This window comes from Dickeya oryzae (genome assembly GCF_009372235.1).
GTDB classification, from domain to species: domain Bacteria; phylum Pseudomonadota; class Gammaproteobacteria; order Enterobacterales; family Enterobacteriaceae; genus Dickeya; species Dickeya oryzae.
Genome location: NZ_ML762920.1, coordinates 824,609 through 848,230, shown reverse-complemented (window position 1 = coordinate 848,230; position 23,622 = coordinate 824,609). Strand labels below are relative to the sequence as shown.

At 53.3% G+C, this 23,622-nt stretch carries 21 protein-coding genes; 8 read left to right on the top strand and 13 right to left on the bottom strand.

Going from position 1 to position 23,622, the window contains the following annotated elements; translation table 11 throughout:
- Positions 1-4: 4 nt before the first annotated feature.
- From pstB to FAZ14_RS03705, 3 genes are all read left to right on the top strand, one after another.
- Positions 5-820: a phosphate ABC transporter ATP-binding protein PstB gene (pstB, locus tag FAZ14_RS03715; RefSeq protein ID WP_020477072.1), complete on the top strand. Its 816-nt coding sequence runs from the start codon at positions 5-7 to the stop codon at positions 818-820.
- A gap of 319 nt (positions 821-1,139) precedes the next feature.
- Entirely contained in the window at positions 1,140-1,700 is a 561-nt protein-coding gene (locus FAZ14_RS03710) for a YolA family protein (protein ID WP_016943353.1), read from the top strand.
- Positions 1,701-1,918: 218 nt separating this feature from the next.
- The gene (locus FAZ14_RS03705; protein WP_016943354.1) at positions 1,919-2,359 is read left to right on the top strand and encodes a helix-turn-helix domain-containing protein; all 441 of its coding nucleotides are present in this window, start codon (positions 1,919-1,921) and stop codon (positions 2,357-2,359) included.
- A gap of 311 nt (positions 2,360-2,670) precedes the next feature.
- Here the strand turns inward: FAZ14_RS03705 and FAZ14_RS03700 are convergent, their stop codons facing one another.
- The 6 genes from FAZ14_RS03700 to ppiB form a co-directional block, all read right to left on the bottom strand.
- The gene (locus FAZ14_RS03700; RefSeq protein WP_016943355.1) at positions 2,671-4,041 is read right to left on the bottom strand and encodes an L-serine ammonia-lyase; all 1,371 of its coding nucleotides are present in this window, start codon (positions 4,039-4,041) and stop codon (positions 2,671-2,673) included.
- Positions 4,042-4,102: 61 nt separating this feature from the next.
- Positions 4,103-5,386, bottom strand: coding sequence for an HAAAP family serine/threonine permease (locus FAZ14_RS03695; RefSeq protein ID WP_153508044.1), 1,284 nt, complete (start codon positions 5,384-5,386; stop codon positions 4,103-4,105).
- Between the two features lie 556 nt (positions 5,387-5,942).
- Positions 5,943-7,013 carry a 5-(carboxyamino)imidazole ribonucleotide synthase gene (gene purK / locus FAZ14_RS03690; protein ID WP_016943357.1) on the bottom strand — a complete coding sequence of 357 codons (1,071 nt, stop codon included), beginning with the start codon at positions 7,011-7,013 and terminating at the stop codon, positions 5,943-5,945.
- Positions 7,010-7,519: a 5-(carboxyamino)imidazole ribonucleotide mutase gene (gene purE, locus FAZ14_RS03685; RefSeq protein WP_016943358.1), complete on the bottom strand. Its 510-nt coding sequence runs from the start codon at positions 7,517-7,519 to the stop codon at positions 7,010-7,012. Before purE ends, purK begins: the two co-directional genes overlap by 4 nt.
- Before the next feature lie 218 nt (positions 7,520-7,737).
- Positions 7,738-8,460 (bottom strand): UDP-2,3-diacylglucosamine diphosphatase, encoded by a 723-nt coding sequence (gene lpxH, locus FAZ14_RS03680; protein WP_016943359.1) that lies wholly within the window; start codon positions 8,458-8,460, stop codon positions 7,738-7,740.
- A gap of 10 nt (positions 8,461-8,470) precedes the next feature.
- Entirely contained in the window at positions 8,471-8,965 is a 495-nt protein-coding gene (ppiB, locus tag FAZ14_RS03675; protein WP_016943360.1) for a peptidylprolyl isomerase B, read from the bottom strand.
- A gap of 338 nt (positions 8,966-9,303) precedes the next feature.
- Here ppiB and FAZ14_RS03670 point away from each other — a divergent pair, with 338 nt between their 5' ends.
- Both FAZ14_RS03670 and cysS read left to right on the top strand, forming a co-directional pair.
- Positions 9,304-9,726 carry a DoxX family protein gene (locus FAZ14_RS03670; RefSeq protein ID WP_016943361.1) on the top strand — a complete coding sequence of 141 codons (423 nt, stop codon included), beginning with the start codon at positions 9,304-9,306 and terminating at the stop codon, positions 9,724-9,726.
- A gap of 252 nt (positions 9,727-9,978) precedes the next feature.
- A complete protein-coding gene (gene cysS, locus FAZ14_RS03665) occupies positions 9,979-11,364 on the top strand; it encodes a cysteine--tRNA ligase (RefSeq protein ID WP_016943362.1) in 1,386 nt (461 codons plus the stop codon).
- Positions 11,365-11,482: 118 nt separating this feature from the next.
- On the opposite strand, the gene ybcJ is transcribed toward cysS, so the two are convergent.
- Both ybcJ and folD read right to left on the bottom strand, forming a co-directional pair.
- A complete protein-coding gene (gene ybcJ, locus FAZ14_RS03660) occupies positions 11,483-11,695 on the bottom strand; it encodes a ribosome-associated protein YbcJ (protein WP_038908659.1) in 213 nt (70 codons plus the stop codon).
- Positions 11,696-11,700: 5 nt separating this feature from the next.
- A complete protein-coding gene (gene folD / locus FAZ14_RS03655; protein WP_020477073.1) occupies positions 11,701-12,570 on the bottom strand; it encodes a bifunctional methylenetetrahydrofolate dehydrogenase/methenyltetrahydrofolate cyclohydrolase FolD in 870 nt (289 codons plus the stop codon).
- A gap of 462 nt (positions 12,571-13,032) precedes the next feature.
- Between folD and FAZ14_RS03650 the strand changes: the two genes are divergently transcribed.
- Positions 13,033-14,985, top strand: coding sequence for a methyl-accepting chemotaxis protein (locus FAZ14_RS03650; RefSeq protein WP_153508043.1), 1,953 nt, complete (start codon positions 13,033-13,035; stop codon positions 14,983-14,985).
- 11 nt (positions 14,986-14,996) lie between these two features.
- Here the strand turns inward: FAZ14_RS03650 and hutG are convergent, their stop codons facing one another.
- Complete coding sequence (hutG, locus tag FAZ14_RS03645) at positions 14,997-15,797, bottom strand: N-formylglutamate deformylase (protein ID WP_038925274.1); 801 nt, start codon at positions 15,795-15,797, stop codon at positions 14,997-14,999.
- Positions 15,794-17,008, bottom strand: coding sequence for an imidazolonepropionase (hutI, locus tag FAZ14_RS03640; RefSeq protein WP_153508042.1), 1,215 nt, complete (start codon positions 17,006-17,008; stop codon positions 15,794-15,796). Before hutI ends, hutG begins: the two co-directional genes overlap by 4 nt.
- A 230-nt stretch (positions 17,009-17,238) precedes the next feature.
- Here hutI and FAZ14_RS03635 point away from each other — a divergent pair, with 230 nt between their 5' ends.
- On the top strand, positions 17,239-18,603 hold the full coding sequence (locus tag FAZ14_RS03635) for a formimidoylglutamate deiminase (protein ID WP_153508041.1): 1,365 nt from the start codon (positions 17,239-17,241) through the stop codon (positions 18,601-18,603).
- Positions 18,603-19,151: a HutD/Ves family protein gene (locus FAZ14_RS03630; RefSeq protein ID WP_153508040.1), complete on the top strand. Its 549-nt coding sequence runs from the start codon at positions 18,603-18,605 to the stop codon at positions 19,149-19,151. The genes FAZ14_RS03635 and FAZ14_RS03630 overlap by 1 nt, the downstream gene beginning before the upstream one ends.
- A gap of 65 nt (positions 19,152-19,216) precedes the next feature.
- On the opposite strand, the gene FAZ14_RS03625 is transcribed toward FAZ14_RS03630, so the two are convergent.
- The 3 genes from FAZ14_RS03625 to FAZ14_RS03615 all read right to left on the bottom strand — a co-directional run bounded on the left by FAZ14_RS03625 (position 19,217) and on the right by FAZ14_RS03615 (position 23,050).
- Positions 19,217-19,909 carry a response regulator gene (locus FAZ14_RS03625; RefSeq protein WP_016943370.1) on the bottom strand — a complete coding sequence of 231 codons (693 nt, stop codon included), beginning with the start codon at positions 19,907-19,909 and terminating at the stop codon, positions 19,217-19,219.
- A 23-nt stretch (positions 19,910-19,932) separates the two neighbouring features.
- Entirely contained in the window at positions 19,933-21,546 is a 1,614-nt protein-coding gene (locus FAZ14_RS03620; protein ID WP_153508039.1) for an ATP-binding protein, read from the bottom strand.
- Positions 21,547-21,733: 187 nt separating this feature from the next.
- Entirely contained in the window at positions 21,734-23,050 is a 1,317-nt protein-coding gene (locus tag FAZ14_RS03615; protein WP_016943372.1) for a PTS transporter subunit IIC, read from the bottom strand.
- Positions 23,051-23,622: the final 572 nt, after the last annotated feature.

The window sequence follows — 23,622 nt, the reverse complement described above, 5'->3', positions numbered from 1 at the left end:
AGTGATGGGTATGTCTAAACCACTGGAGCGACTCCCCGTGATGGACGTCCACCGGTTAACCGATGAACAAACCGCGCTGTCGGTCGACGGGCTGAATTTGTATTACGGCGATAAACAAGCGCTGTGTGATATTTCTTTGCGTATTCCGAAAAACCGTGTGACGGCGCTGATTGGGCCGTCAGGTTGCGGCAAATCTACCTTGCTGCGCTGTTTTAACCGTATGAACGATTTAATGGATAACTGCCGTATCGACGGCGACATCCGTTTGCAGGGCATGTGCATCAACGATCCGTCGCTGGATGTCTCGACATTGCGTCGTCGGGTCGGCATGGTCTTTCAGCGGCCGAATCCCTTTCCTAAATCCATCTATGAAAACGTGATTTACGGCCTGCGCTTGCAGGGGGTAAAAGACCGACGTCTGTTGGATGAGTCGGTGGAAAGCGCCTTGCGGGCAGCGGCATTATGGCATGAGGTGAAAGACCGGCTCGGCGACAATGCACTCACGCTGTCCAGTGGTCAGCAACAGCGGCTGGTGATCGCCCGTGCTATCGCCATCGAACCGGAAGTACTATTGCTGGATGAGCCGACATCGGCGCTCGATCCTATCTCGACATTGGTGATCGAAGAACTGATTGGTGCGCTCAAGCGCCGTTTCACGCTGGTGCTGGTGACGCATAACATGCAGCAAGCAGCGAGGGTCTCTGATTACACGGCGTTTATTCATCATGGCCGCCTGATCGAGTACAGCGAAACCGACTCGCTGTTTACCGCGCCGGCCGAGCGCCGTACTGAAGACTATATTACCGGTCGTTTCGGTTAATCGGGTGCCCCGCGAACCTTGACGCGGGGCGCGCACGATTAGCAACGTGTTGGGTGTGATTTATTTGCAGCCAGATATTATTTAATAATAAAACAAACCAAAGAAAAACCTATTTTGAATATTTCAATGCTAATAAATTAAGATTGATTTTTTAGTCGGCGTTGCTATTTTCATTTCATTTATATCAGTGTTTATTTTTATTTATTATGTGATGGTTGAAGGTTATTTCTGTTTTTTACTGGAGAGTTTTTGTTGTGTTGGATTAATATGTTTTTCGCAGCAATCGGCTGCGTATTTAATGGAACCACTCAGGATGAGAATGTCTATAAAAATAGGTTTTACGCTGGGTATGGTCATGGCGGCAATATCGCCAGTTTATGCTCAAACCTCTGATGAACCGGTGCAAACCGTGATTACCGCGCTCGACTCTCCATTTGTCGATCATCCGCTGTCGGCCGGTTCAGAACAGGATGTGTCCTCTTCCGGCCACAAAGCGTTGCGCGCACCGGCTCCGGCGTTGAGTTCGGTGCGGGTTTACGCAGTGTATTCTTCGCTGAAAGGCCGCTGGCAGGCGGTGCCGACCAATACCTTCTCGTTGTTGGGCTATGCCGGCGGAACGCTGCGTATTGCCGTGTTGGAAAAGGGGTATGGCGGTAACCGCATCGGTTGGCTGAACGGTGGGCAAACCAGCCCGTACCAGGTTAACGCTGTTTGCGTTGTAAATGGTAGTTACACCGAGAGCTGCCCGGCGGGCTCCATTGTTTCGGGTTGGATGGCGTATTTCAATGCAGACAATATGTCGTCGGTAGTATTCCGCTATCAGTCTACATCGATCAATTTCCCAAATCGTACCCTGAGCACATCGATTAATATTCAGTAAGTGTCTTTCGCAGGCAGCGCACGCGCTGCCTGTTGGTTTAATCTGCTCGCCTGATTAGGCAGAAATAACGTATCTGTACAGAATAAAACGGGCGTGTTGAGTGGTATTTTATGTGTTGGATCAAAATAATTGATGTGCGTCATTAATTATCCGTGTGATTTATCCCGGCGGTGATAAAATAGCGGTGTTTTTCATTCACGCGTATGACGGTAGGCATTATGAGATTCAGTACCATGAGCGAAGGTGACATCATCACCGAGCTGTGTCGACGTATAAAAGACGCACGTATTCAGCAGCGGTTATCACAGGTGGATCTGGCTGAACGCGCCGGGCTTGGTATCGCGACCATCAAACGGGCGGAGATGGGGGAGTCCATTACCCTGAGCAGCCTGCTGGCGATCCTGCGTGGGTTGAACCGTCTGCATCAACTGGAAGGTGTGCTGTTTGATACCGAAGTGGAGAACTTCAATGCGCGCTTAAATGGCGGGCAGTCTCGTGCGCCGCTGCGTATTCGCAAGAAAAACACTGATACACCCGCTCCTGTCGCAGCAGCGGAATCCATGCCGAAACCGGTCGCCAGTGCGCTTGACTGGTATGTGTCCGCCGCAGAAAACAACCTGATCTGGTCCTGGCCGGACAACGAGAAAAAACCGTCCTGATAGCATACCGTTACTCGGTGGGCGTGGCGCTTAACGTGCGCGATGCCCAACATCCGTGATACTCGTCTACGCAGTGATTGAAAATACCGCGTCACTCAACATATAGCATGACTAAAAATACACCGGGCTGATGGAGTGGCATCAGCCCGGTGGGTTATTGTTCCCTGGGAGTATCCGCACGTTATGTTGCGGGAACTGCTGTTGGCGACTGGTGTGAGTAAAGGTTGTTGCTAGTGATGCTAATTGTTTATGAGATCAATTGGTTATGAGATCAATTGTTAACGAGGTGCGCACTCAGGCGCACCTCGCGTTTATTCACATTGCACCACTTTAATCGCCAGGCCACCGCGGGATGTCTCGCGGTATTTGGCGTTCATGTCTTTGCCGGTTTCGTACATGGTTTCAATCACTTTATCCAGCGAAACACGGGGCTCGCTGGAGCGACGAATCGCCATACGGGCAGCGTTGATCGCTTTAACGGACGCAATGGCGTTACGCTCGATGCAAGGTACCTGAACCTGGCCAGCAACCGGGTCACAGGTCAGTCCAAGATTGTGTTCCATACCGATTTCCGCCGCGATGCACACCTGCTCCGGGTTGGCACCCAGCAGCTCAGCCAGCCCGGCTGCCGCCATCGAACAGGCAACACCCACCTCACCCTGACAACCGACTTCCGCGCCGGAAATCGATGCATTCATTTTAAACAGAATGCCGATGGCCCCGGCAGCCAGGAAATAGCGCAGGTACGTGTCCGGTGTTACCGGCTGAATGAAGCGGTCGTAGTAGGCCAACACCGCAGGAATAATGCCGCAAGCACCATTGGTCGGTGCCGTGACTACCCGACCACCCGCGGCGTTCTCTTCCGATACCGCCATTGCGAACATGTTGACCCAATCCATGGCATCCATCGGGTCATTGGAAAAACGCCCGTTGGTGAATAATAAACGGTGTAACGCCGAAGCACGACGTGGCACGCGCAGTGGGCCAGGAAGTACGCCCTCGGTATTCATACCGCGATGAATGGCGTTTTGCATGGTTTGCCAGACGCTGGCGAAATAGGTTTCCAGCGTATCGCGGCCATGCGTGGCAATTTCGTTTTTCATCACGACCGCTGACAGCGACAGGCAATTATCGTGACAATGTTGAAGCAGTTGTCGGGCGGAATAGAACGGCCAGGGTGCGCGTTCTTCCTGTGTCATTGGCTGGCCGAAGTGCTCCTGATCGACGACAAAACCGCCGCCGATCGAGTAATAGGTTTTGCTGTACAGCACATTTTTGCTGGCATCGAGCGCACGGATTGTCATGCCGTTTTCATGCAGCGGCAGGTTTTCCGGTTGGAAGCGCAGTGCGCTGTCCAGCGGGAAGTTGACCTCATAGCGCCCATTGAGCAATGGCAGACGACCGCTGTGCTGTACTTGTTGAATAAAAGCCGGGATCGCGTCGATATCCACGCTGTCTGGCAGATTGCCCGCCAGTCCCATGATGATGGCGATATCGGTGTGGTGGCCCTTGCCGGTCAGAGCCAGCGAGCCATAAACATCAACGATAATGGCGTCAACCGATGAAATCAGAGACAGGTTGACCAGATCGTCGGTGAACATGTTGCCAGCTTTCATCGGGCCAACGGTATGCGAACTGGAAGGGCCGATACCAATTTTGAAAATATCAAATACGCTGACCATAGGGGGTTCCTTTCAGCTGACGCAGGTAGCAGCACCGCCTGCGTCGGGAGGGACAGAGGAATTACTCGAACAGGGTGTAAACAATGGCGGTGATGGCGATCAGGCCCAGCAGGGTGACGAACACGTTGCTCAGCGCGCCGCTGTACTGACGCATAGCCGGTACTTTGCGGATAGCATACATCGGCATCAGGAACAGCAGGCAGGCGATAACCGGGCCACCCATGGTTTCAATCATACCCAGAATGCTCGGGTTCAGTGTGGCGACCAGCCAGGTGGTGACCAGCATGAACAGTGCAGTGATGCGGTTCAGTTTGGCGGTTGAAACTGTCTTACCGCGGCTGCGCAGCATTTTTGTCATCATGCCGTTCAGGCCTTCGCCTGCACCCAGGTAGTGGCCCAGGAACGATTTGGAAATGGCGATAGTGGCGATAACCGGTGCCAGATAGCCCATAACCGGGTTATTAAAGTGGTTAGCCAGATAGGACAGGATCGAAATGTTCTGTGCTTTCGCTTCCATCAGGTCGGACGGCGAGAGTGCCAGTACGCAACTGAATACGAAGAACATTACGGTCAGCACCATCATGATGTGGCTGCAAGCCAGGATACGGGCGCATTTTCTCTCGGCGTTATCACCATATTCACGGCGTTTGGCTACCGCAAAAGAGGAAATAATCGGTGAGTGGTTGAAAGAAAACACCATGACCGGAATCGCCAGCCACAGTGTTGCCAGCAGGCCATTACCTGTGGTGCTGTTGGTCAGAGAAATATTATGGAAAACAGCCGTGTTCCAGTGCGGAACTAAATACAGTGCCAGCATCATTAATACGGCGACAAACGGATAAACCAGCACGCTCATCGCTTTCACGATCATGGCTTCGCCGAAGCGGACGATAAACATCAGTCCCAGAATCAATATCAGAGACAGAATTGCTCGTGGCGGAGACGGTAAATGCAACTGGTGAGTAATAAAGCTATCAACCGTATTGGTAATGGCGACGCTATAAACCAGCAGGATTGGATAAATAGCGAAGAAATAAAGCAGGGTGATTAATTTTCCCGCGCCGGTACCAAAATGTTCTTCTACGACTTCGGTAATATCTTCACCACCTTTTTTACCGGATAATACAAAGCGGCATAATGCGTGGTGAGAAAAATAGGTCATCGGAAAAGCAATAATTGCCATGATAATCAACGGAATCAATCCGCCAATACCGGCATTGATGGGCAAAAACAGCACGCCCGCACCGATGGCCGTGCCGTACAGGCCCAGCATCCAGACGGTATCGCTTTTACGCCAGCCTGAAGCTTTCTCCAGTACCTGACTGCTGTCTTGAATTGTGCTCATGCGAGTTTCTCCTTGGTGAACACAGAGTATAAAAAAATGCCGTACCGGCTACAGGCCAATACAGGGGTAATTCGCAGGTGTCACACGAGACATCATGTGAATCGGGGTAACCTTTTATTGTGGCCGCATTCTATATCCTGACCAGTATGAAATAATAGTGAGGCGATCACACAAATGAATAAAGATCAATTATTTTAACCCCAATTATTCAAAAATAAAATATCAGGATTGATGCGTTAAGTAATTTATTTTGGGAGGTATCTTTTTTGATGCGTTAATTGGTTTGAATTGGTGAATAACAAAGTGGAAATATCTCTTATTCAGGAAGTCCGTGAGTGAAATAAATAGCCGACACAAGGTATTTATTTTATTCGCGCTGAAGATAATAAACCCAATCATCATAATGTCACGTAAAAATCGTACCGGGCGATGATACGCCCTGAATCATTCGAGTCGCAGAGCATTTAACCTGCCTGCAACGTAAAGCATAAACGAGGGGTATCAGCGGGTCATGGCTGACCCGCATGTACCTCTGACCCGTAATACGTATATGGGCTTAACCGACTAACCGTTGTTGTGCCCACGCCAGTCCGGAGTGATAAGCCTCCGGCAGCAAGGGCGCTAATGCCTGTAGTGTCCGGCTCAACAGCGCATTATCGGGATGAGAGAGGTTCAGGTGTCCGACTTTGCGACCCGGACGTACCTCTTTTTCATACCAGTGCAGATGTACCAGCGGCAACGCCAGCCAGTCGATATTCACATCAGTGCCGATCAGATTAACCATCACCGCTGGGCTGGCAACCACCGGAGCCGGGAGTGGCAACGCGAGGATCGCGCGCAGATGCAGTTCGAACTGGCTGATGGACGCGCCGTTTTGCGTCCAGTGGCCGCTATTATGCACCCGTGGGGCTAGCTCGTTGATCAGCAGGCGATCGCCTACCACAAAACACTCCATGGCCATCACGCCCACGTAACCGAGACGATGCATGATAGTTGACAGCATCTGTTCCGCCTGCTGCTGCAGGTGGGGCTGCGGGGTCGGCAGCGCGACACTGGTACGCAAAATACCGTCTTCGTGAAGATTGTGGGTCAGTGGGTAAAATACGCATTCACCTGTCGCGCTGCGAGCGCCAACCAGCGAGACTTCGCCAGAAAAGGCGATACCTTGTTCGACAATACACTCACCGTAGCATTCATCCGGCAGGCTGTGCTCTTCGCCGCTGCGGATACGCCATTGACCACGGCCGTCATAGCCACCGACGCGGCGTTTAACAATCGCCAGTTCGCCCAATGAGGCGAAGACAGTCGGCCATTCTTGCGCTGAAGCCAGCAGTTGCCAGGGCGCAGTGGCCAGACTCAGCTCATCCAGCAGTTGCTTTTGGGTGTAACGATCTGCCAGCCGCGGGAAAATATCGCGGTTAACGAAGGCGGCGTGCTGCGCCAGTTGGCGGGTCAGCGCCGTTTCCGGCCATCGTTCGATTTCAGCGGTGATAACACTGTGTTGCACCGGAACGGATTCCGGCTCTGCATCCAACCCGACAGGATAGACAGCGATGCCAAGCGGCTCGCCAGCCTGACGCAGCATACGGCCTAACTGGCCGTTGCCCAGTACGCAAACCGGTTTCATGCCTCTTCCCTCGGATCCGGATGGTTCAATACCTCGTCGGTTTGCGCCTGACGCCAGGCCGCCAGACGGGTTGCCAGTGCGCTATCGTGACGCGCCAGAATCTGTGCTGCCAGCAGGGCTGCGTTGGCCGCGCCCGCTTTGCCGATAGCCAGAGTGCCGACAGGAATGCCGCGCGGCATCTGCACAATAGAGTAAAGACTGTCTACACCGCTTAGTGCCGCGCTCTGAACCGGAACACCCAGCACTGGCACCAGCGTTTTGGCTGCCAGCATCCCCGGCAGGTGAGCAGCGCCGCCCGCGCCAGCGATAATAACGTCAAAGCCATTCTGGTCCGCCTGTTCGGCGAAGCTGAACAGTTTGTCTGGCGTGCGGTGCGCGGAGACCACTTCAACGTGATAAGGCAGATTCAGTGTGGTGAGGATCTCTGCAGCAAACTGCATGGTAGCCCAGTCACTCTTTGAACCCATGACAATAGCGATTTTCGCCGGGGCAGCGTTGGATGACATGCCTGTAATGCTCCTGTGGTTTGCATGGCGGTGGTGATTCATGTTGATGACGTGCAATGACAGTGAACATGATACGGTCATGGCACGATGCAACAGCGACCTGAAACCGGAGCCACAGGCCGCGAGGGCGTAGAGCATACCATGAGCCAGAAGGGAGGAAAACGGTTGCGTGGCGATGAAATGGGCCGTTAATAGGGAAAATCAGTGTAAACGGGGCGTTACAATGGAAACGAGTTCAGACGAACGTCATCCGGCGTTACCTGGAGCCACGATCCTTCCTGATGCCAGGCACCCAATACCGCGCGTTCAGCCTTTACACTGCTTTGATCGATAACGTGGATAGCCGGGCGGTGTGTATGCCCGTGGATCATCAGGGTGGCGTGATGGTTGTGCAGGCGGTTAATCACTTCTTCCGTATTGACGTCCATGATCGTCATGGGTTTATGCTGGTTGGCTCGCTGGCTGGCCGCGCGCATACGTGCCGCGATGCGCAGGCGAAAAGACAGGGGCAACCACAGGAAAAGCCGCTGGATAAGCGGGTTATGCACTTTGCGGCGAAAATTTTGGTAGGCGTGATCGTCGGTACACAGGGTATCGCCGTGCAATAACAGGGTGCGTCGGCCATAGAGGTCAAGAACGGTTTCGGTGGCGAGCAATTGCAGACCGCTCTGGTGGGCGAAACGACTGCCGAGTAGAAAGTCGCGGTTGCCGTGTGCGAAATAGCAAGGCACGCCGCTGTCTGTCAGTGACTTTAGCGCCTGTGCGACGGTCTTGTGCAACGGGGCAGGGTCGTCATCGCCAATCCAGGCGTCGAACAGATCGCCCAGAATGTAGAGTGCGTCGGCGTTGGGGGCTTCTTCTTGCAGAAAACGCAGAAAACCGACGGTGATCGCCGGTTCCTGTTCGCTAAGATGCAGATCGCTAATAAACAGCGTCGACATACCGCGGGCGTTACTCGCTAACGGTTACGCTGGTGACGATCACGTCTTCTTTCGGTACGTCCTGATGCATACCGCTGCGGCCGGTAGAGACGGCTTTGATCTTGTCAACCACATCCATGCCTTCTGCCACTTCAGCAAATACGCAGTAACCCCAGCCATTCACAGTTTCAGATTTGAAGTTCAGGAAGTCGTTGTCTACGACGTTAATAAAGAACTGTGCGGTTGCTGAATGCGGATCGTTGGTACGGGCCATGGCCAGCGTGCCACGATTGTTGGCCAGACCGTTGCTTGCTTCGTTTTTGATCGGCGCATTGGTACTTTTCTGGCTCATGCCGGGTTCGAAACCACCACCCTGGATCATGAAACCGTTGATCACACGGTGAAAAATCGTGTTGTTGTAGAAACCGCTGCGGCAGTAGTTCAGGAAGTTTTCCACGGTAACCGGTGCTTTTTCCGGGAAGGTATTGATGACGATATCGCCGTGGTTGGTATGAAACGTAATCATAGATGAACCTTACTTAGCCATAATACACAGAATAATGAGAGATATTCACCGAGGCGCCAAGCCGCCAAGAGCGCTCTTATAACATAAGTGAATGGCTGAGTCAGCACAGGGCGTGGTGGGCGGCACAATGAACCATGTGCAATGAATTTTATTTCAAATAAATTCATTAATATAAGTAAAATTATGTGAATTAATTTGAAATATATTTTTCTTGCGCTAAATCAATGATTAGTATCATTTCGATATGTTTTTTTACTTTCTAAACATATTCTTGTTGTAGTTGATAGTCACTCTCGTTAACACGTTGCTCACTCAATAATCATACAGGTAGGTAAATCATGGTAGACCGGATTAATCAGCTATTAGACAACCCGGATTTCGGCAAGCTGGTTCTGCGACTGTCATTCAGTATTTTGATGCTGTTCCACGGCGTTCATAAGCTGATCGGAGGTGTCGGTCCCATTCAAGGAATGCTGGCGGACCACGGCCTGCCGGGCTTTATCGCCTACGGTGTGTTTATGGGGGAAGTGGTGACGCCGATCCTGATGATCCTCGGCATTTTTACACGTCCTGCTGCGCTTATTTTTTCTTTCACGATGGTTGTTGCCTTGCTGCTGGCGGAACCAGAAGCACTGTTCATGCTGGAAAAAACCGGTGCCTGGGGAGCCGAAGGCGTTGCGGTTTACTTCTTTGCCGGTATCGCGATTGCGCTGCTGGGCAGCGGTAAATATTCCGTGATGAGTAACCCGCGCTGGCGTTAAGCGTTCTATCGCGGGCCAATTTGGTTGCACGTGATGGTTGATAAACCCGGCGATATCGCCGGGTTTATGCGTTTTAGCCTGAACAAAATGTGAAATGGCGGGGAAGGATGAATATTAGGTACGCCCGCTTGCAATAGGGCAGGGTTCAGGTTTCAATACGCAGCTACGTCCGAAAACCGGATAAAAACTGACTTTATTACGCGTACCGCAGACAACGATGTACATCTCCTGCGAACACCATGGAATGCCCTGATGCTAAAGATTTTTAATACCCTGAGTCGTCAAAAAGAGGAATTCAAACCCATCCACGCTGGCAAAGTTGGCATGTATGTGTGCGGGATAACCGTTTACGACCTGTGTCACATCGGTCATGGGCGTACTTTCGTGGCGTTTGACGTGGTGGCGCGTTACCTGCGTTATCTGGGGTATGACGTTAAATATGTTCGCAATATCACCGATATTGACGACAAAATTATTCGGCGAGCGACGGAAAATGGTGAAACCATTGAGCAACTCACCAACCGTATGATCGACGAGATGCATACCGATTTTCGTGCGCTGAACATCCTCTCCCCGGATGAAGAGCCTCGTGCGACGCATTACATCGCGGAAATCATTGAGCTGGTTGAAAAATTGATCGCTCGTCGTCATGCCTACGTGGCGGATAACGGCGACGTGATGTTTTCCGTGGATACCGCACCGGGCTATGGCGTGTTGTCCCGCCAGGATCTGGAGCAGCTCAAGGCCGGTGCGCGGGTGGAAATCACCGAAGTGAAACGCAACCCGATGGATTTCGTGTTGTGGAAAATGTCCAAGGTGGGCGAGCCAAGCTGGCCGTCGCCGTGGGGCAATGGTCGTCCCGGCTGGCATATTGAGTGTTCGGCGATGAACTGCAAGCAACTGGGTGAGCATTTCGACATTCATGGCGGTGGCTCTGATCTGATGTTCCCGCACCATGAAAACGAGATTGCCCAGTCTACCTGCGCGCACGGTGGCGATTATGTCAATTACTGGATGCACTCCGGCATGGTCATGGTAGACCGGGAGAAAATGTCCAAGTCGCTGAATAATTTCTTTACCGTTCGTGATGTGTTGTCTCACTATGATGCTGAAACTATTCGTTATTTCTTGATTTCTGGCCATTACCGTAGTCAGTTGAACTACACGGAAGAAAACCTAAAGCAGGCGCGTGCGTCGCTGGAGCGCCTGTACACGGCACTGCGTGGCACCGATGCGTCGGTACCTGCGGCAGGTGGCGAGGCGTTCGAGCACCGTTTCCGTGACGCGATGGACGACGACTTCAACACGCCAGAAGCCTATTCGGTGTTGTTCGATATGGCCCGCGAGGTCAATCGTCTGAAAGCAGATGATGTCGCGGCAGCCAATGGTCTGGCGTCAGCGCTGCGCCAGTTGGCCGGTGTGCTGGGCTTACTGGAACACGACCCGGAATTATTCCTGCAAAGCAGTGCGCAGGCGGATGACAGTGAAGTACAAGAGATCGAAGCGCTGATCAAACAGCGTAACGATGCTCGTCAGTCTAAAGATTGGGCGCTGGCAGATGCGGCGCGTAATCGGCTGACGGAAATGGGTATCGTGCTGGAAGACGGCCCGCAAGGCACTATTTGGCGGCGTAAATAATTTGGCGGCGTAAATAATCCTGGCAGCGTAAATAATCGCGACAGCGTACAGTATATAGCTAAAGTAAAGGCCCGACTTGCGGGCCTTTACGGTTTCTGGTGAACATGAAAACGGGCGATTAGGCCTGCACGGTCACCGACTCTTTGCCAAACTGAACCACCTGACCGGCAACGATTTTGCAGCGTTTGCGGGTTTCGGTCTGACCATCGACGGTCACTTCACCGGCGGCTATCGCCAGCTTGGCGGCGGCACCGCTTTCACTCCAGCCTTGTAGTTTCAGCAAATCGCACAGCTCTACGTGCGGGTGTTTATCCAGATGGAATACGTTCATGGGGGTTATGCCTGTGCCGGAGTGTCGTGGTATTCCTCGCAAGCCTGCAAGGTGTTCTGGATGAGCGTGGCAACGGTCATCGGCCCGACACCACCCGGTACCGGGGTGATATACGCAGCGCGCTCAGCAGCTTCATCATACTTCACATCGCCCACGACTTTGCCATTTTCCAGTCGGTTAATGCCGACATCAATAACGATAGCGCCCGGTTTGATCCACTCGCCCGGAATAAAGCCCGGTTTACCTACTGCGACGACCAGCAGATCAGCGTGTTCAACGTGGTGACGTAAATCTTTGGTAAAACGGTGGGTGACGGTGGTGGTACATCCCGCCAGCAGCAGCTCCATGCTCATCGGACGACCGACGATGTTGGACGCACCGACTACCACGGCGTTCAGGCCGAACATATTGATGTCATAACGTTCCAGCAGCGTGACGATACCGCGTGGCGTGCAAGGGCGCAGCAACGGCGCGCGCTGGCACAGCCGACCGACGTTATACGGGTGGAAGCCATCCACATCTTTGTCGGCGGCAATCCGTTCAATCACCTTGGTGTTGTCAATGCCAGCCGGTAACGGTAACTGCACCAGAATGCCATCAATGGCGGTATCAGCATTCAGTTCGTCGATCAGCGCCAGCAGTTCCGGTTCGGTGGTGGTGGCAGGCAAGTCGTAGGAGCGGGAAACAAAGCCCACTTCCTCACACACTTTGCGCTTGCTGGCGACGTAAATCTGCGAGGCAGGGTTATCACCTACCAGCACGACGGCCAACCCCGGTGCGCGTTTACCTTCAGCCAGTCGTTGTTTTACGCGCACGGCAACTTCGTCCTTCACCTGCTGCGCAATCGTTTTACCATCAATAATTTTTGCAACCATGTACAGAAAATCCATCATTTTCACTACGGGGGAATGCGCCTATTTTGGCAGAAGCGCTGCAGCCTGTCAGGCGTTGTGTGTCGATTAATTGTGATAGCACGGTATTTATCTCTGCATTCTGTTACCGCAGGGTAACAAAATCAGTTATGCGACTACCTCATAAGGGGTAGTTTCTCGCCCCAGGAGGGAGTAGTGGTGGCGTTTCTCGCTGTGACGGGCGGTTACCCTGTGTTAGCCTGCCGAACGCCACGATGTGTTAATCACTTTAAACTGTTGTTGGGTTTTTCGATGCGGTGTGGCAGGGAATGGAATGATAAGAACTCGGTATTACTGATTTTTTTGTTTTTTTGTCAAATATATCCCCTTTAATGTAAGTAAAGTTTCTACAATCAATAACGATGAGACGAGTTTCAGTCGATTGATTATCTCTGGTGTTTTTTGAGGGCCATTCAGGGGACATTTATGCTGCGATTATCCTCGCTTTCTATTCGTTACAAGTTTGCGATGGCGCTGACGCCATTACTGATTGCACTGTTGTGGTTCGCCACTAACGGCGTACTGGATCGGCGTCATACTGAGCAGGACATGGTGCAGTTTGCCCAGTTACTGACACTGGCGCAGCGAGCGGGCAATGCGGCACACGCTCTGCAACGCGAGCGCGGCATGAGCTCAGGCTACATTGGCAGTAAAGGACAGAAATTTGGCGGCCCGTTACGCGAGCAGCGCGGTGAAACGGATAAAGCACTGGCAGCGTTATGGGAAAGCCGGTCTGCACTGGTGTTATCTGACTCGGCTGGTGATATTGCACAGCGACTCAGCCGCCTGCAGGAGCGCTTGCAAACATTGTCCTCACTGCGTTCTCAGGTTGATGGTTTATCGCTCCCCACCACGCAAGTTGTCGGGTGGTACACCGCCAATATCAGCGACCTTATCGCATTGGTCGGCGACATGAGCCACCTGGTTACCGAAGGAGGGTTGGTTAGCCGCATCGCCGCGTATTACAACCTGCTGAATATCAAAGAGCAGGCAGGCATCATGCGGGCGTTATTGTCCGAAGTGTTTGCCGTGGATCACTTTGCTCCGGGCCAATACGAGCGCTTCAGCCAGTTAGTCGGTATGGAGAATGCGTACACCACTGCGTTTAATCAGTTCGCTGAACCTGCGCTCAGGCAGCAATTGCAGAGCTCGTTAAGCGATGCGGCTGCACAAACCGCGCTGAAAATGCGTGATACCGCTTTCGCTAAAGCCACCACCGGTGGATTTGGTATTGATGCTAGCGAGTGGTTTAGCCAGCAAACCCAACGTATCGATCGATTAAAAGTGGTGGAGGACGCCGCTTCCGCTGAATTGCTGAACTGGGCGAACCGGCTGGAATCTCAGGCACGGATAAGCGGTTATGGTTATCTTGGCGGTGCGGTGGCGGCCGTGGTGTTGGCGCTATTACTGGCGGTGCTGGTGGCGCGCAACGTGTACCAGCAGTTGACCTCCACACTGAAAACCATTGATGAAATGGGTAACGATCTGACCTGCCGTTTGGCTGTGCCGGGTAAAGATGAGCTGTCGCAATTGAATCAGGCCTACAATCGGTCGTTGGAAAACATCGAGATGGTGGTGAGCACCATTAAGCAGGGGGCGCAATTGGTGGAGAGCGCCAGTAATGACATTGCGCAGGGTAATCAGGATTTGGCGCAGCGCACGGATGAACAGGCCGCCTCGTTGGTGGAAACCGCCAGCAGCATGGAACAGATAGCCATTGCGGTGAAGCAGACGGCGGATTACGCCGGTCAGGCGTCCGGTCTGATGACGACGATGGAAGCGCAGATCAGCGCCGCCGATCTTGTCACCATGCAGGCCAGTGATGCGATGGCGCAAATCCGGCAGTCCAGTGAGCAGATGTCGCAAATCACGGCGGCTATAGACGCCATCGCGTTTCAGACCAACTTGCTGGCGCTGAACGCGTCGGTAGAAGCGGCCAGAGCGGGTGAGCAAGGGCGTGGATTTGCCGTGGTAGCGACGGAAGTGCGCAACCTGGCCCAGCGTAGTGCGGGGGAATCGCAACGTATCCGGGATTTGATCTCAGCCAGCATTGAGCAGGTGCATGCCGGTGTGACGCTGGTTGCTCGCAGCAGTGAAACCATGAAACAGATCATGGCCAGTACGTCTCAGGTGCGTGATTTTGTCAGTGATATTGCCACGGCGGCACGGGAGCAGTCGCTGGGTGTGGATCAGGTGCATCTGGCATTGAACCAACTGGAGCAAGTGACCCAGCAGAATGCGGCGCTGGTATCGGAAGCGGCCACGGCCAGCCAGTTGCTCGACAGGCAGGCCAGTGACATGAAAGAAACGGTCGATCGCTTTGTCGTTGCTGATAATAACAACGCTACCGCCAGTACAAGAATCGGCCTGCCGCGTTAATACACCGGCGGTCAGCGATGATACTGTCTGGCCGCCGCGTCCATAAAGGTGCGAACGATGCGCTCCAGCATCGGCTGTAATGCCTGTGCCTTGTCCGGTTGCCAGGCGAAAGGTGCCTGTTCACTCATGTAGTTACACTGTGCCAGCTCCAGCTGCATCGCGTGTTGGTGCTGTGCTGGCTGGCCGTAAGCCCGGGTGATGTAGCCGCCACGGAAACGACCATTCATGACCCAGCTCCAGCGCTGCTGTGAGTGGCAGGTTTCCAGCAACGCTGACTCGATAGCCGGTGCGCAGCTCAGGCCGCCGTTGGTACCCAGGTTCAGGTCTGGCAATTGCCCATCAAACAAGCGTGGAATACGCGACGCAATGGAGTGCGCATCGAACAGCAACGCGTAGCCGTGGCGCTGTTTAATGCGTGCCAGTTGCTGTTGGATTTGCTGGTGATAAGGATGCCAGATATCGCGCAGATAGCGGGCACGATCGGCGTCAGACGGTGCATTACCGGGAGCAAATGCTGGCGTGCCATCGAACAAAATATCGGGGAACAGGCCGGTGGTGGCGGTGGTATACAGTGGCTGGTCGTCGGCCGGGCGGTTCAGGTCGATAACAAAACGTGAGTAGTTAGCCGCCAGTACGCTGGCACCGAGCCCGTGGGCAAAATCGTACAACTGCGGAATATGCCAGTCGGTATCTGATAACGGGCGAGCGGCAGGCGTAAGCCGGTCCGCTACTTCCGGCGTAAGATCGGTACCGGCGTGGGGGATGCTGAGCAACAGTGGGCTGTCACCCTCAGTCAAGGTAAATGGCGTCATGGACGGTGTTCTCCTCGAAAAATCGTCGTACAGGGCAGTTGACCGCCCAACCAGTAAACCAGTTCTGCCGGACGCGCCAGCGGCCAGTGGACAAAATCGGCCACTTTACCGGGTTCCAGCGAGCCGTGACTCTGTTCCAGCCCCAGTGCGCGGGCCGCGTGTAAGGTGACGCCAGCCAGTGCTTCTTCCGGTGTTAATCGGAACAAGGTGCAGGCCATGCTGAGCATCAGCCGCAGTGACAACGCAGGCGAGGTGCCAGGGTTGCAGTCGCTGGCGATAGCCATCGGTACACCGTAGCGGCGAAACAGTTCGATTGGCGGGCATTGTGTTTCGCGTAGCAGGTAATAGGCCCCGGGCAACAGCACCGCGGTCGTGCCCGCGTCGGCCATCGCCGCGACATCCTGTTCGGTGGCGTATTCCAGATGATCGGCGGAGAGCGCCTGAAAGCGAGCGGCTAACGCACTGCCATGTAGCGATGACAGTTGCTCGGCGTGCAGTTTCACCGGCAGGTGAAGCGCCTGAGCGGCCTGAAACACACGTTCGACCTGCGCCGGGCTGAACGCCAGGTGTTCGCAGAAGGCATCAACGGCATCGGCCAGTCCTTCGCCGACGACCGTGGGTAGCAGTTCCTGGCAGACCAGATCGATCCACGCCTCTGGCTGTTGCCTGAATTCCGGCGGAATGGCGTGGGCGGCCAGACAGGTGGAGACGACCTGCACCGGCTGTTGCCGCCCCAGTTCACGGATCACCCGCAGCATTTTCAGCTCACTGTCCAGCGCTAACCCATAACCGGATTTGATCTCAATCGTCGTCACCCCTTCGGCCAGTAAGGGCTTTAAACGCGCCAGTGCCGAGGTGAGCAGGCTATCGTGTCTCGCTTCGCGGGTGGCATTGACGGTAGAAAGGATGCCACCGCCGGCAGCGGCGATATCGGCATAGCTGACGCCATTGAGGCGTTGTTCGAATTCACCGCTGCGATCACCGCCAAACACCAGATGGGTATGGCAGTCGATCAAACCGGGTGTAATGATGCCGCCACCGAAATCGGTGACCTGCGACGGCGCGAAGTCGGGCAATGTGTGCCGCGCACCCAGCCAGACGATGCGCCCGGCGGTGACGGCCAGCGCTCCATCCTCAATCACGTGATAGCGGCCGCCACGCAGGGTGACCAGATCAGCGCCCAGCCACAGGCTGTCGCACGGTATCGTCATCGTGTATTCCCTTGCTGTTATAATCTTGTATAGACAAGTTATACGCCACCACAGCATTTCAGCAAGCTGTGACGGAATAGGAATTTCTTATTCACTTTCTCCGTCACAGTACCGGTAGTAGACCCGCGTTGATGGCGGAATAAAAAAGCCTTATATCCCACGTCGCAAACTTTGGTGTATAGATATGTCTATACAATGTTACTGATGACAATCACCGACAGGATCTTGCTATGTCCGTTTATTTTGCCGAACGTGCGTTACTGCCACAGGGAATGGCGCGCCATGTGCGTCTGGAAGTGGATGAACAGGGGTATCTGCAATCCGTTACGCCGCAGGCGGAGCCAGAAGGCGCGCAGCGGCTAAGCGGCATCGTGCTGCCGACAATGGTTAACCTGCATTCACATGCCTTTCAACGTGCGATGGCCGGGCTGGCGGAAGTGGCGGGTCATCCGCAGGACAGTTTCTGGACCTGGCGTGACCTGATGTATCGCATGGTGTCGCACCTGACGCCGGAACAGGTGGGCGCGATTGCTACCCGGTTGTATATCGATATGCTCAAGGGCGGCTACAGCCAGGTGGCGGAGTTTCATTATTTGCACCACGACCCGCACGGTAAACCTTACCGCCAGCATGACATGCTGCGTCATCTGCTGGCGGCGGCGCAGCAGGTCGGCATCGGTCAAACCATGCTGCCGGTGCTCTATAGCTACAGTGGTTTCGGCGCACAACTGCCGCAACCGGGGCAGGCGCGTTTTATTCAGGATGTAGACCATTACCTGCGCCAGCAGGAAACGCTGACCTCGCTGGTGCAGCCTTATCCGTTGCTCAATCACGGGTTGTGTTTTCATTCGTTACGGGCGGTCAGTCAGAATCAGATGGAGGATGTGCTGGAAGCCACTGACAGTAGCCTGCCGGTACATATCCATATCGCCGAGCAGCAAAAAGAAGTGGAGGATTGCCTGAACTGGAGCGGAGAACGCCCGGTACAATGGCTGTTTAATCGGTTTGCGGTCGATGCTCGCTGGTGTCTGGTACATGCCACCCATTTGGATGACTGGGAACTGAGTCGACTGGCCGACAGCCTGGCAGTGGCGGGGCTGTGCCCGACCACCGAAGCCAATCTCGGTGACGGTATTTTCCCGCTTGACCGCTATGTGGCAGCGGGAGGACGCTGGGGCATCGGTTCTGATAGCCATGTGTCGTTGAATGTGGTGGAAGAACTACGCTGGCTGGAATACGGGCAGCGGCTGCGTGATCGCCGCCGTAACCGGGTGGTGACCGTGCAGCAACCAGCGGTCGGCAGCCTGTTATACGCTCAGGCATTGCAGGGCGGTGCACAGGCCTGCCGGGTGCCGGTTGGCGAATTAAGCGAAGGCTGGCGCGCTGACTGGCTGGTGTTGCGTGAGGATGCGTTGCTGAGCGCGGTGGCCGACGACAGCGTGCTCAACCGCTGGCTGTTTGCTGGCGGGAGTCAGCAGATCCAGGCGGTGTGGGTGGCAGGTAAGCCGGTTATCGAAGACGGGCGGCACGCGCTGGACGACGAAGCCGACGCCCGGTTTATCGACGTCATGAAATCATTGCAGGCGGTGCTGTGATGCAAAAGTTCAGTTTGGATGGGCTGGCGGTCAGCCGCTGGAAAAACGGCGGTGGTGAAACCCGTGAGATTTGCCGTATAGCCTCTGATCAGCCTGATGGGGATTTTGCCTGGCGAGCCAGTATCGCCACCATCGAGAAAGACGGTGATTTTTCCCGTTTCCCCGGTGTCGATCGGGTGATTACGCTGTTGTCTGGGGAGGGTGTCATACTCTGTGGTGAAGGCTGGCAACACCGGTTGACGTTGCATCAGCCGTTTGCCTTTAGCGGTGAACAGGCTATCACCGCGCGGCTGTGCGGCGGCCTCAGCCTGGACTTCAATATCATGGTGGAAAGAGGTGGTTACCGGGCCGACGTCTCGGTCATCAAAGGGACGACGGTGCAAACGCCAGATACCGACGGCATCGCCTATGTACTGGCCGGCCACTGGTGTGCGAACACACACCGACTGGCAGCCGGGGAGGGGGCATGGTGGCGTTCATCAGGGGCAAGCTGGATACCTGATGACGACAAGGCAGTCTTACTCCTTGCCACGCTCCACGCACGATAGTTCCCCTGCACCGGTAGCCGGGACAATGCCCGGTGAGTGAGTGCGCGTTACCATGCGGGTGCTGGTTAATTGAACGCCAGTCGGTAAAAACGTTGAGGCCGCCCGACGGTGCCGTGCTGAATGTGGGCTTCCAGCAATTTAATGTTTTTGCAGTATTCCAGATAGCGCCGGGCGGTAGACTTACTGATGCCAATCATATCGCTCAGGCTGTCGGCGGTGTGCTGCGTGTGCTCGCCGGAAAACGCCGCCCGTACCTGATTGAGCGTCAACTCGTCGATACCTTTTGGGTAGGTAAACCCGGCAGGCACATGATGTGGAATGCTCTGACGTATGACCCGGTCTATCTCGTCTTGTTGCAGGTGCGATTTCTGGGCGACTTTTCTGTTGAACATCAGGTAGTTTTTCAGCGCCTCTTCCAGTCGCTCCAGTATGAACGGTTTGACCAGATAATCACTGGCACCGTGCCGTATTGCCGCTTTGATCGTCTCGATGTCGTTGGCTGCGGTAATAAAAATGACGTCGACCTCCGGTTGGGTGGCACGCAGATGCTTCATCATGTCGATGCCGGTGCCATCGGGCAGGTAGTTATCCAGCATCACGAGGTCGGGTTTTTGGGCGGCGATGGCTATTCGGGCATCTGCGAGCGTGTCTGCGCTGCCTAATAGCAGGAATTCAGGGTGTTTCCTGATGAAGCTTTCAATAAAGAAAGCCATGTCGTGATTGTCCTCAACCAAAAAGACGCTGATCGTGTTTGCCATAGCGTTAATCTTCTAACTATCGGTTAAACTTTGGGTATATAAACGGAAAATACTGCGCCGTCGTTATCGCCGTCTGTATCAACCAGACAAACGCCCTGTGCCTTTTGTACCAGCGACTGCACCAGATACAAACCGACACCATGATGGCGGCCTGATTTGCTGGTCGTGCCTTTCATAAATAGCTCTTCTATTGTCACCTGACCGAGCCCTGGGCCGTTATCCTGCACCGACAAGACGATTTCATCACTGCTGTCATTGAGATAAAGTTCGACAGATTGCGCATGGGCGGGCATTTTCACCGTGGCTTCCAGCGCGTTATCCAGCAGGTTGCCAATGATACAGGCCATTTCCTCGGCGCTCAGTGGTGCATCTGTTCCAGTGTAACAAGAGAGCGGGTCAATCTGCAGGTCGATGCCCAGTTCGCTCGCTCGCCCGAGTTTACCGAGTATCAACCCGGCAACACAGGGGCAGTGGAAAGACTGGATGATGGCGTCATAAAGCTGCTGTTGATGAGCGTTTTCCTGCGCAACATACTGGCTGACTCGCTCATATTCCCCTAACTGGAGCAGGCCGTAGATAACCGCCAGCCGGTTTTTGAATTCGTGGCTGATAACCCGCAGCTCTTCGCTTTCATGTTTGATGTGATTGACCTGTTTGGTCATCAACGTTTCGTTCGTTCTTTCCCTCAGGCTAATGACAAAACCGGCAAATTCATCCTGCTGGTTGAGGATGATGGCGCGGTTGGCGATAAACGTCGAGCCGTTGAAGGTCACGTCTACATCATGGCATTCCTGACGTTCGCTGGATAAAAAGAAATCAGCCGGTACGACATAATCGGTAATGCTGTGTCCGGTCAGCGGACTGTTGGGATGGTCGATAGCAAGCATCTTTTTGGCTGCGTTATTGATGGCGATGATGCGGCCTTCCGGGCTGACGGCGATCACGCCATCGTAAATGGCGTGCAGAATGGCCCGGCGTACCTGGTATCGATAATTGATCATCTCCGGCGTCAGGCCAGACATCTGCTTTTTCAGCAGACGGTAAGAAAAAACACCGCCGAGTAAAATCAGAATAAAGACGGCAACCAGCAAGCCGAGGAATGGCGAGAAATAGTCCTCCAGCAGGATCTGGCGGTGCGCTTCCGTATACCCAACCGAGACATAGCCGATGAATTTACCGTCGAGCAGCAAAGGGGCGCGGGTTTTGACCGAGGCACCAGAATAACCGGTATTGTTGACCGTGTAGCTTTTTCCGGTGCGCAGCAGTTCAATATTACCGCTATCGTTGATGACCCGGTTCACCTGCGCCGGATCCGGATGGTAGAGGCGGATGTTATCCGGGTCGCTGATGACAATAAAATCCGCATCACTGCGCGCGTAGCGTTGACTGATAAGATTACGCAACATCGCCAGATCCCGATGCTGGACCGCCTGCTTGAGTGCCGTGTCCTGCGAGAGGATAAGCGCCAGATTCTTGGATTTATCCGCTACGTCGTTATACAGCAGATGACTGATAACGAGAAAAACCGCGCAGCCGGTCACCACCACCACGGCCAGCGATGTGATGAAATAGTAAAGTATTATCTGATACTTATAAGAGCTGCTTGGCTCGCCGCTGCGGGTGATGGCCTCTGACATGGTGTATTCCGTCAGTGATGGTTGTACAAAAGATAACGACCGCCGCATCCTGCCGTATGGGTACGCTATCTGATTGCTTGCGAGCCACGGGAAACAGGAGCGAGTAGGGCTATTTAAACAGACAAGCGGCCTGATTGCCTCAGGCCGCATCAATGTTTCTGGTGATAACGCAGGTCGCGGTAACGCGTTAGCGATTCAACAGTGACAACACGCTATGCAGCGAAAGGCCCAGTAACGTGAAATCGGTGGTGGAGTAGGTGGTCGGAGCATCGACACCCGCATCGTGGATCGGCTGGAAAATAAACGCTGAACCGGCAATAGAGATGATGCCGCAAGCCACCGCACCGATGACCGCGCCACGGATACCACCGGTGGCATTACCGATAATGCCTGCGCCGCCGCCACTGGCAAAGGTGAACAGCAGGCTGGGAACCATGGCCGGGTAACCGAATACCGGCAACAAAATCATGGTCAGGAAGCCACTGATGGTGCAGCAGATAAAACCGATGAAAACAGCGTTGTTGGAATAAGGAAACAGTGAATAAATTTCAATCGCCGGAATGGATTTCTTAATGATTTTATCGCTGATACCTTTAAACGCTGGAATCAGTTCTTCGATAAACATATGCACACCGCGGGTCAGCATATAAACCCCGGCTGAAAATAACCCGGCTTGTTTGAGTAAAAACAGAAAGATATTGGTGTGACTGTGATCTTTATGGCTGGCATCGGCGATGACCTGTACGTGTTCAGCACCGGCAACCAGTGAGGAGATAACAAAAAACAGCAACATCACAAAGAAGGTTGAAACCTGCTTATCTTTTAAGAAGCCGATACTGGTCGGAATAGCCAGTTTCTCGGCGTCGACTTCTTTATTACCGAATTTTTCGCCCAACCAACCAGCCAGCATATAACTGGTGGAACCAAATTGACCGATAGAGAAATCACCGGACTGTCGCAACGCATCACAGTTTTCAATTTGTCGACAATAGCGCACCAGCAAGGCGGGAGAAATAACACACCACACTCCGGTAATAAGCGTCGCCAATATCGCCGAGCTGGAAACGGAGATGCCGTGCAGCATGGCGATGATGGTCAGACAACTGACCATGAAGAACACATGATGCCCGGAAAGGACGATATATTTCAGTGGTGTGATTTTAGCCAGCACGATATTGAAAAACATGGCACCGATAAGCCCGGCAGCAATGGCGGAAGAGTAAAGCTTGCCGAGTTTTTCCATCGCGACAACAATCACCACTTCATTGTTGGGGACGATACCCTGGACGTGAAAAGCGGTCAGGAAAATTTTTGAAAAGTTACTCAATGCCGGCGAGATAAGCAGGTCTGCGCTGGCGAACAGAATGATGAAACCCAGATAGGTTCTCACTGTTGACGTAATGATGTCATTGATGTTCTTCTTTTGAATAATATTTCCCAACATGGTGAAAAGACTTACCAATATGGCAGCGTCTTTGAGTAATTCAATCAGAAATTGAAGCACGATATTCCCCTTTATTAATAAATCTCTACTCAGGGTAAAATAACGGTGTTCATATCGGTGAAAGTTGATCTGCGGTCACATTGGTGGATAAATTTAAAGCATTAAATGATTTTTATGCGCTTAATTATTATAGAGTTGATTTTACTTTTTTGTTTCTTTAACGTCAGCAACCAATTAAGCGTTACGTTTTGCCTGCTTTATGTTAATGAATATTTTTGTGAATGTTAAGCGCCGTGATGAATTAATCGATGTATCTTAGTGCTACTACATATTTAAGCTGCATTATCTTTTTATTTTTGTAAAAATACTGAGTGTGTTTTATTGAACAAAGTGAATTGTGCCGGCGAGGATATCCTGTATCGTCACAAATAGCACATAAAAAGAGCAAAAAAGAATAAAAGCAGGTGGCTTCGGTATTGATGTGGAACTTGTCTCCCCTTGTGATGCAACGAGACCGCTTCCATCTGCTTTTCTCTATACCCTTCATACTTCAAGTTGCAGGTGTGTTGGCTGCGTTACTCGGCCCACTTCATGGGCCTCGCCCCTTCGGGACCAACGCGTGGCGTTGTTCA

Coding starts and splice junctions, on each gene's coding strand:
- FAZ14_RS03630 (WP_153508040.1), top strand. CDS start 18,603: ATGCAAAAGTTCAGTTTGGATGGGCTGGCGGTCAGCCGCTGGAAAAAC.
- FAZ14_RS03670 (WP_016943361.1), top strand. CDS start 9,304: ATGGTAGACCGGATTAATCAGCTATTAGACAACCCGGATTTCGGCAAG.
- FAZ14_RS03625 (WP_016943370.1), bottom strand. CDS start 19,909: ATGGCAAACACGATCAGCGTCTTTTTGGTTGAGGACAATCACGACATG.
- pstB (WP_020477072.1), top strand. CDS start 5: ATGGGTATGTCTAAACCACTGGAGCGACTCCCCGTGATGGACGTCCAC.
- FAZ14_RS03705 (WP_016943354.1), top strand. CDS start 1,919: ATGAGATTCAGTACCATGAGCGAAGGTGACATCATCACCGAGCTGTGT.
- lpxH (WP_016943359.1), bottom strand. CDS start 8,460: ATGTCGACGCTGTTTATTAGCGATCTGCATCTTAGCGAACAGGAACCG.
- hutG (WP_038925274.1), bottom strand. CDS start 15,797: ATGACGCCATTTACCTTGACTGAGGGTGACAGCCCACTGTTGCTCAGC.
- purK (WP_016943357.1), bottom strand. CDS start 7,013: ATGAAACCGGTTTGCGTACTGGGCAACGGCCAGTTAGGCCGTATGCTG.
- FAZ14_RS03710 (WP_016943353.1), top strand. CDS start 1,140: ATGTCTATAAAAATAGGTTTTACGCTGGGTATGGTCATGGCGGCAATA.
- purE (WP_016943358.1), bottom strand. CDS start 7,519: ATGTCATCCAACGCTGCCCCGGCGAAAATCGCTATTGTCATGGGTTCA.
- hutI (WP_153508042.1), bottom strand. CDS start 17,008: ATGACGATACCGTGCGACAGCCTGTGGCTGGGCGCTGATCTGGTCACC.
- ppiB (WP_016943360.1), bottom strand. CDS start 8,965: ATGATTACGTTTCATACCAACCACGGCGATATCGTCATCAATACCTTC.
- FAZ14_RS03620 (WP_153508039.1), bottom strand. CDS start 21,546: ATGTCAGAGGCCATCACCCGCAGCGGCGAGCCAAGCAGCTCTTATAAG.
- FAZ14_RS03695 (WP_153508044.1), bottom strand. CDS start 5,386: ATGAGCACAATTCAAGACAGCAGTCAGGTACTGGAGAAAGCTTCAGGC.
- FAZ14_RS03635 (WP_153508041.1), top strand. CDS start 17,239: ATGTCCGTTTATTTTGCCGAACGTGCGTTACTGCCACAGGGAATGGCG.
- ybcJ (WP_038908659.1), bottom strand. CDS start 11,695: ATGAACGTATTCCATCTGGATAAACACCCGCACGTAGAGCTGTGCGAT.
- FAZ14_RS03650 (WP_153508043.1), top strand. CDS start 13,033: ATGCTGCGATTATCCTCGCTTTCTATTCGTTACAAGTTTGCGATGGCG.
- cysS (WP_016943362.1), top strand. CDS start 9,979: ATGCTAAAGATTTTTAATACCCTGAGTCGTCAAAAAGAGGAATTCAAA.
- folD (WP_020477073.1), bottom strand. CDS start 12,570: ATGGTTGCAAAAATTATTGATGGTAAAACGATTGCGCAGCAGGTGAAG.
- FAZ14_RS03700 (WP_016943355.1), bottom strand. CDS start 4,041: ATGGTCAGCGTATTTGATATTTTCAAAATTGGTATCGGCCCTTCCAGT.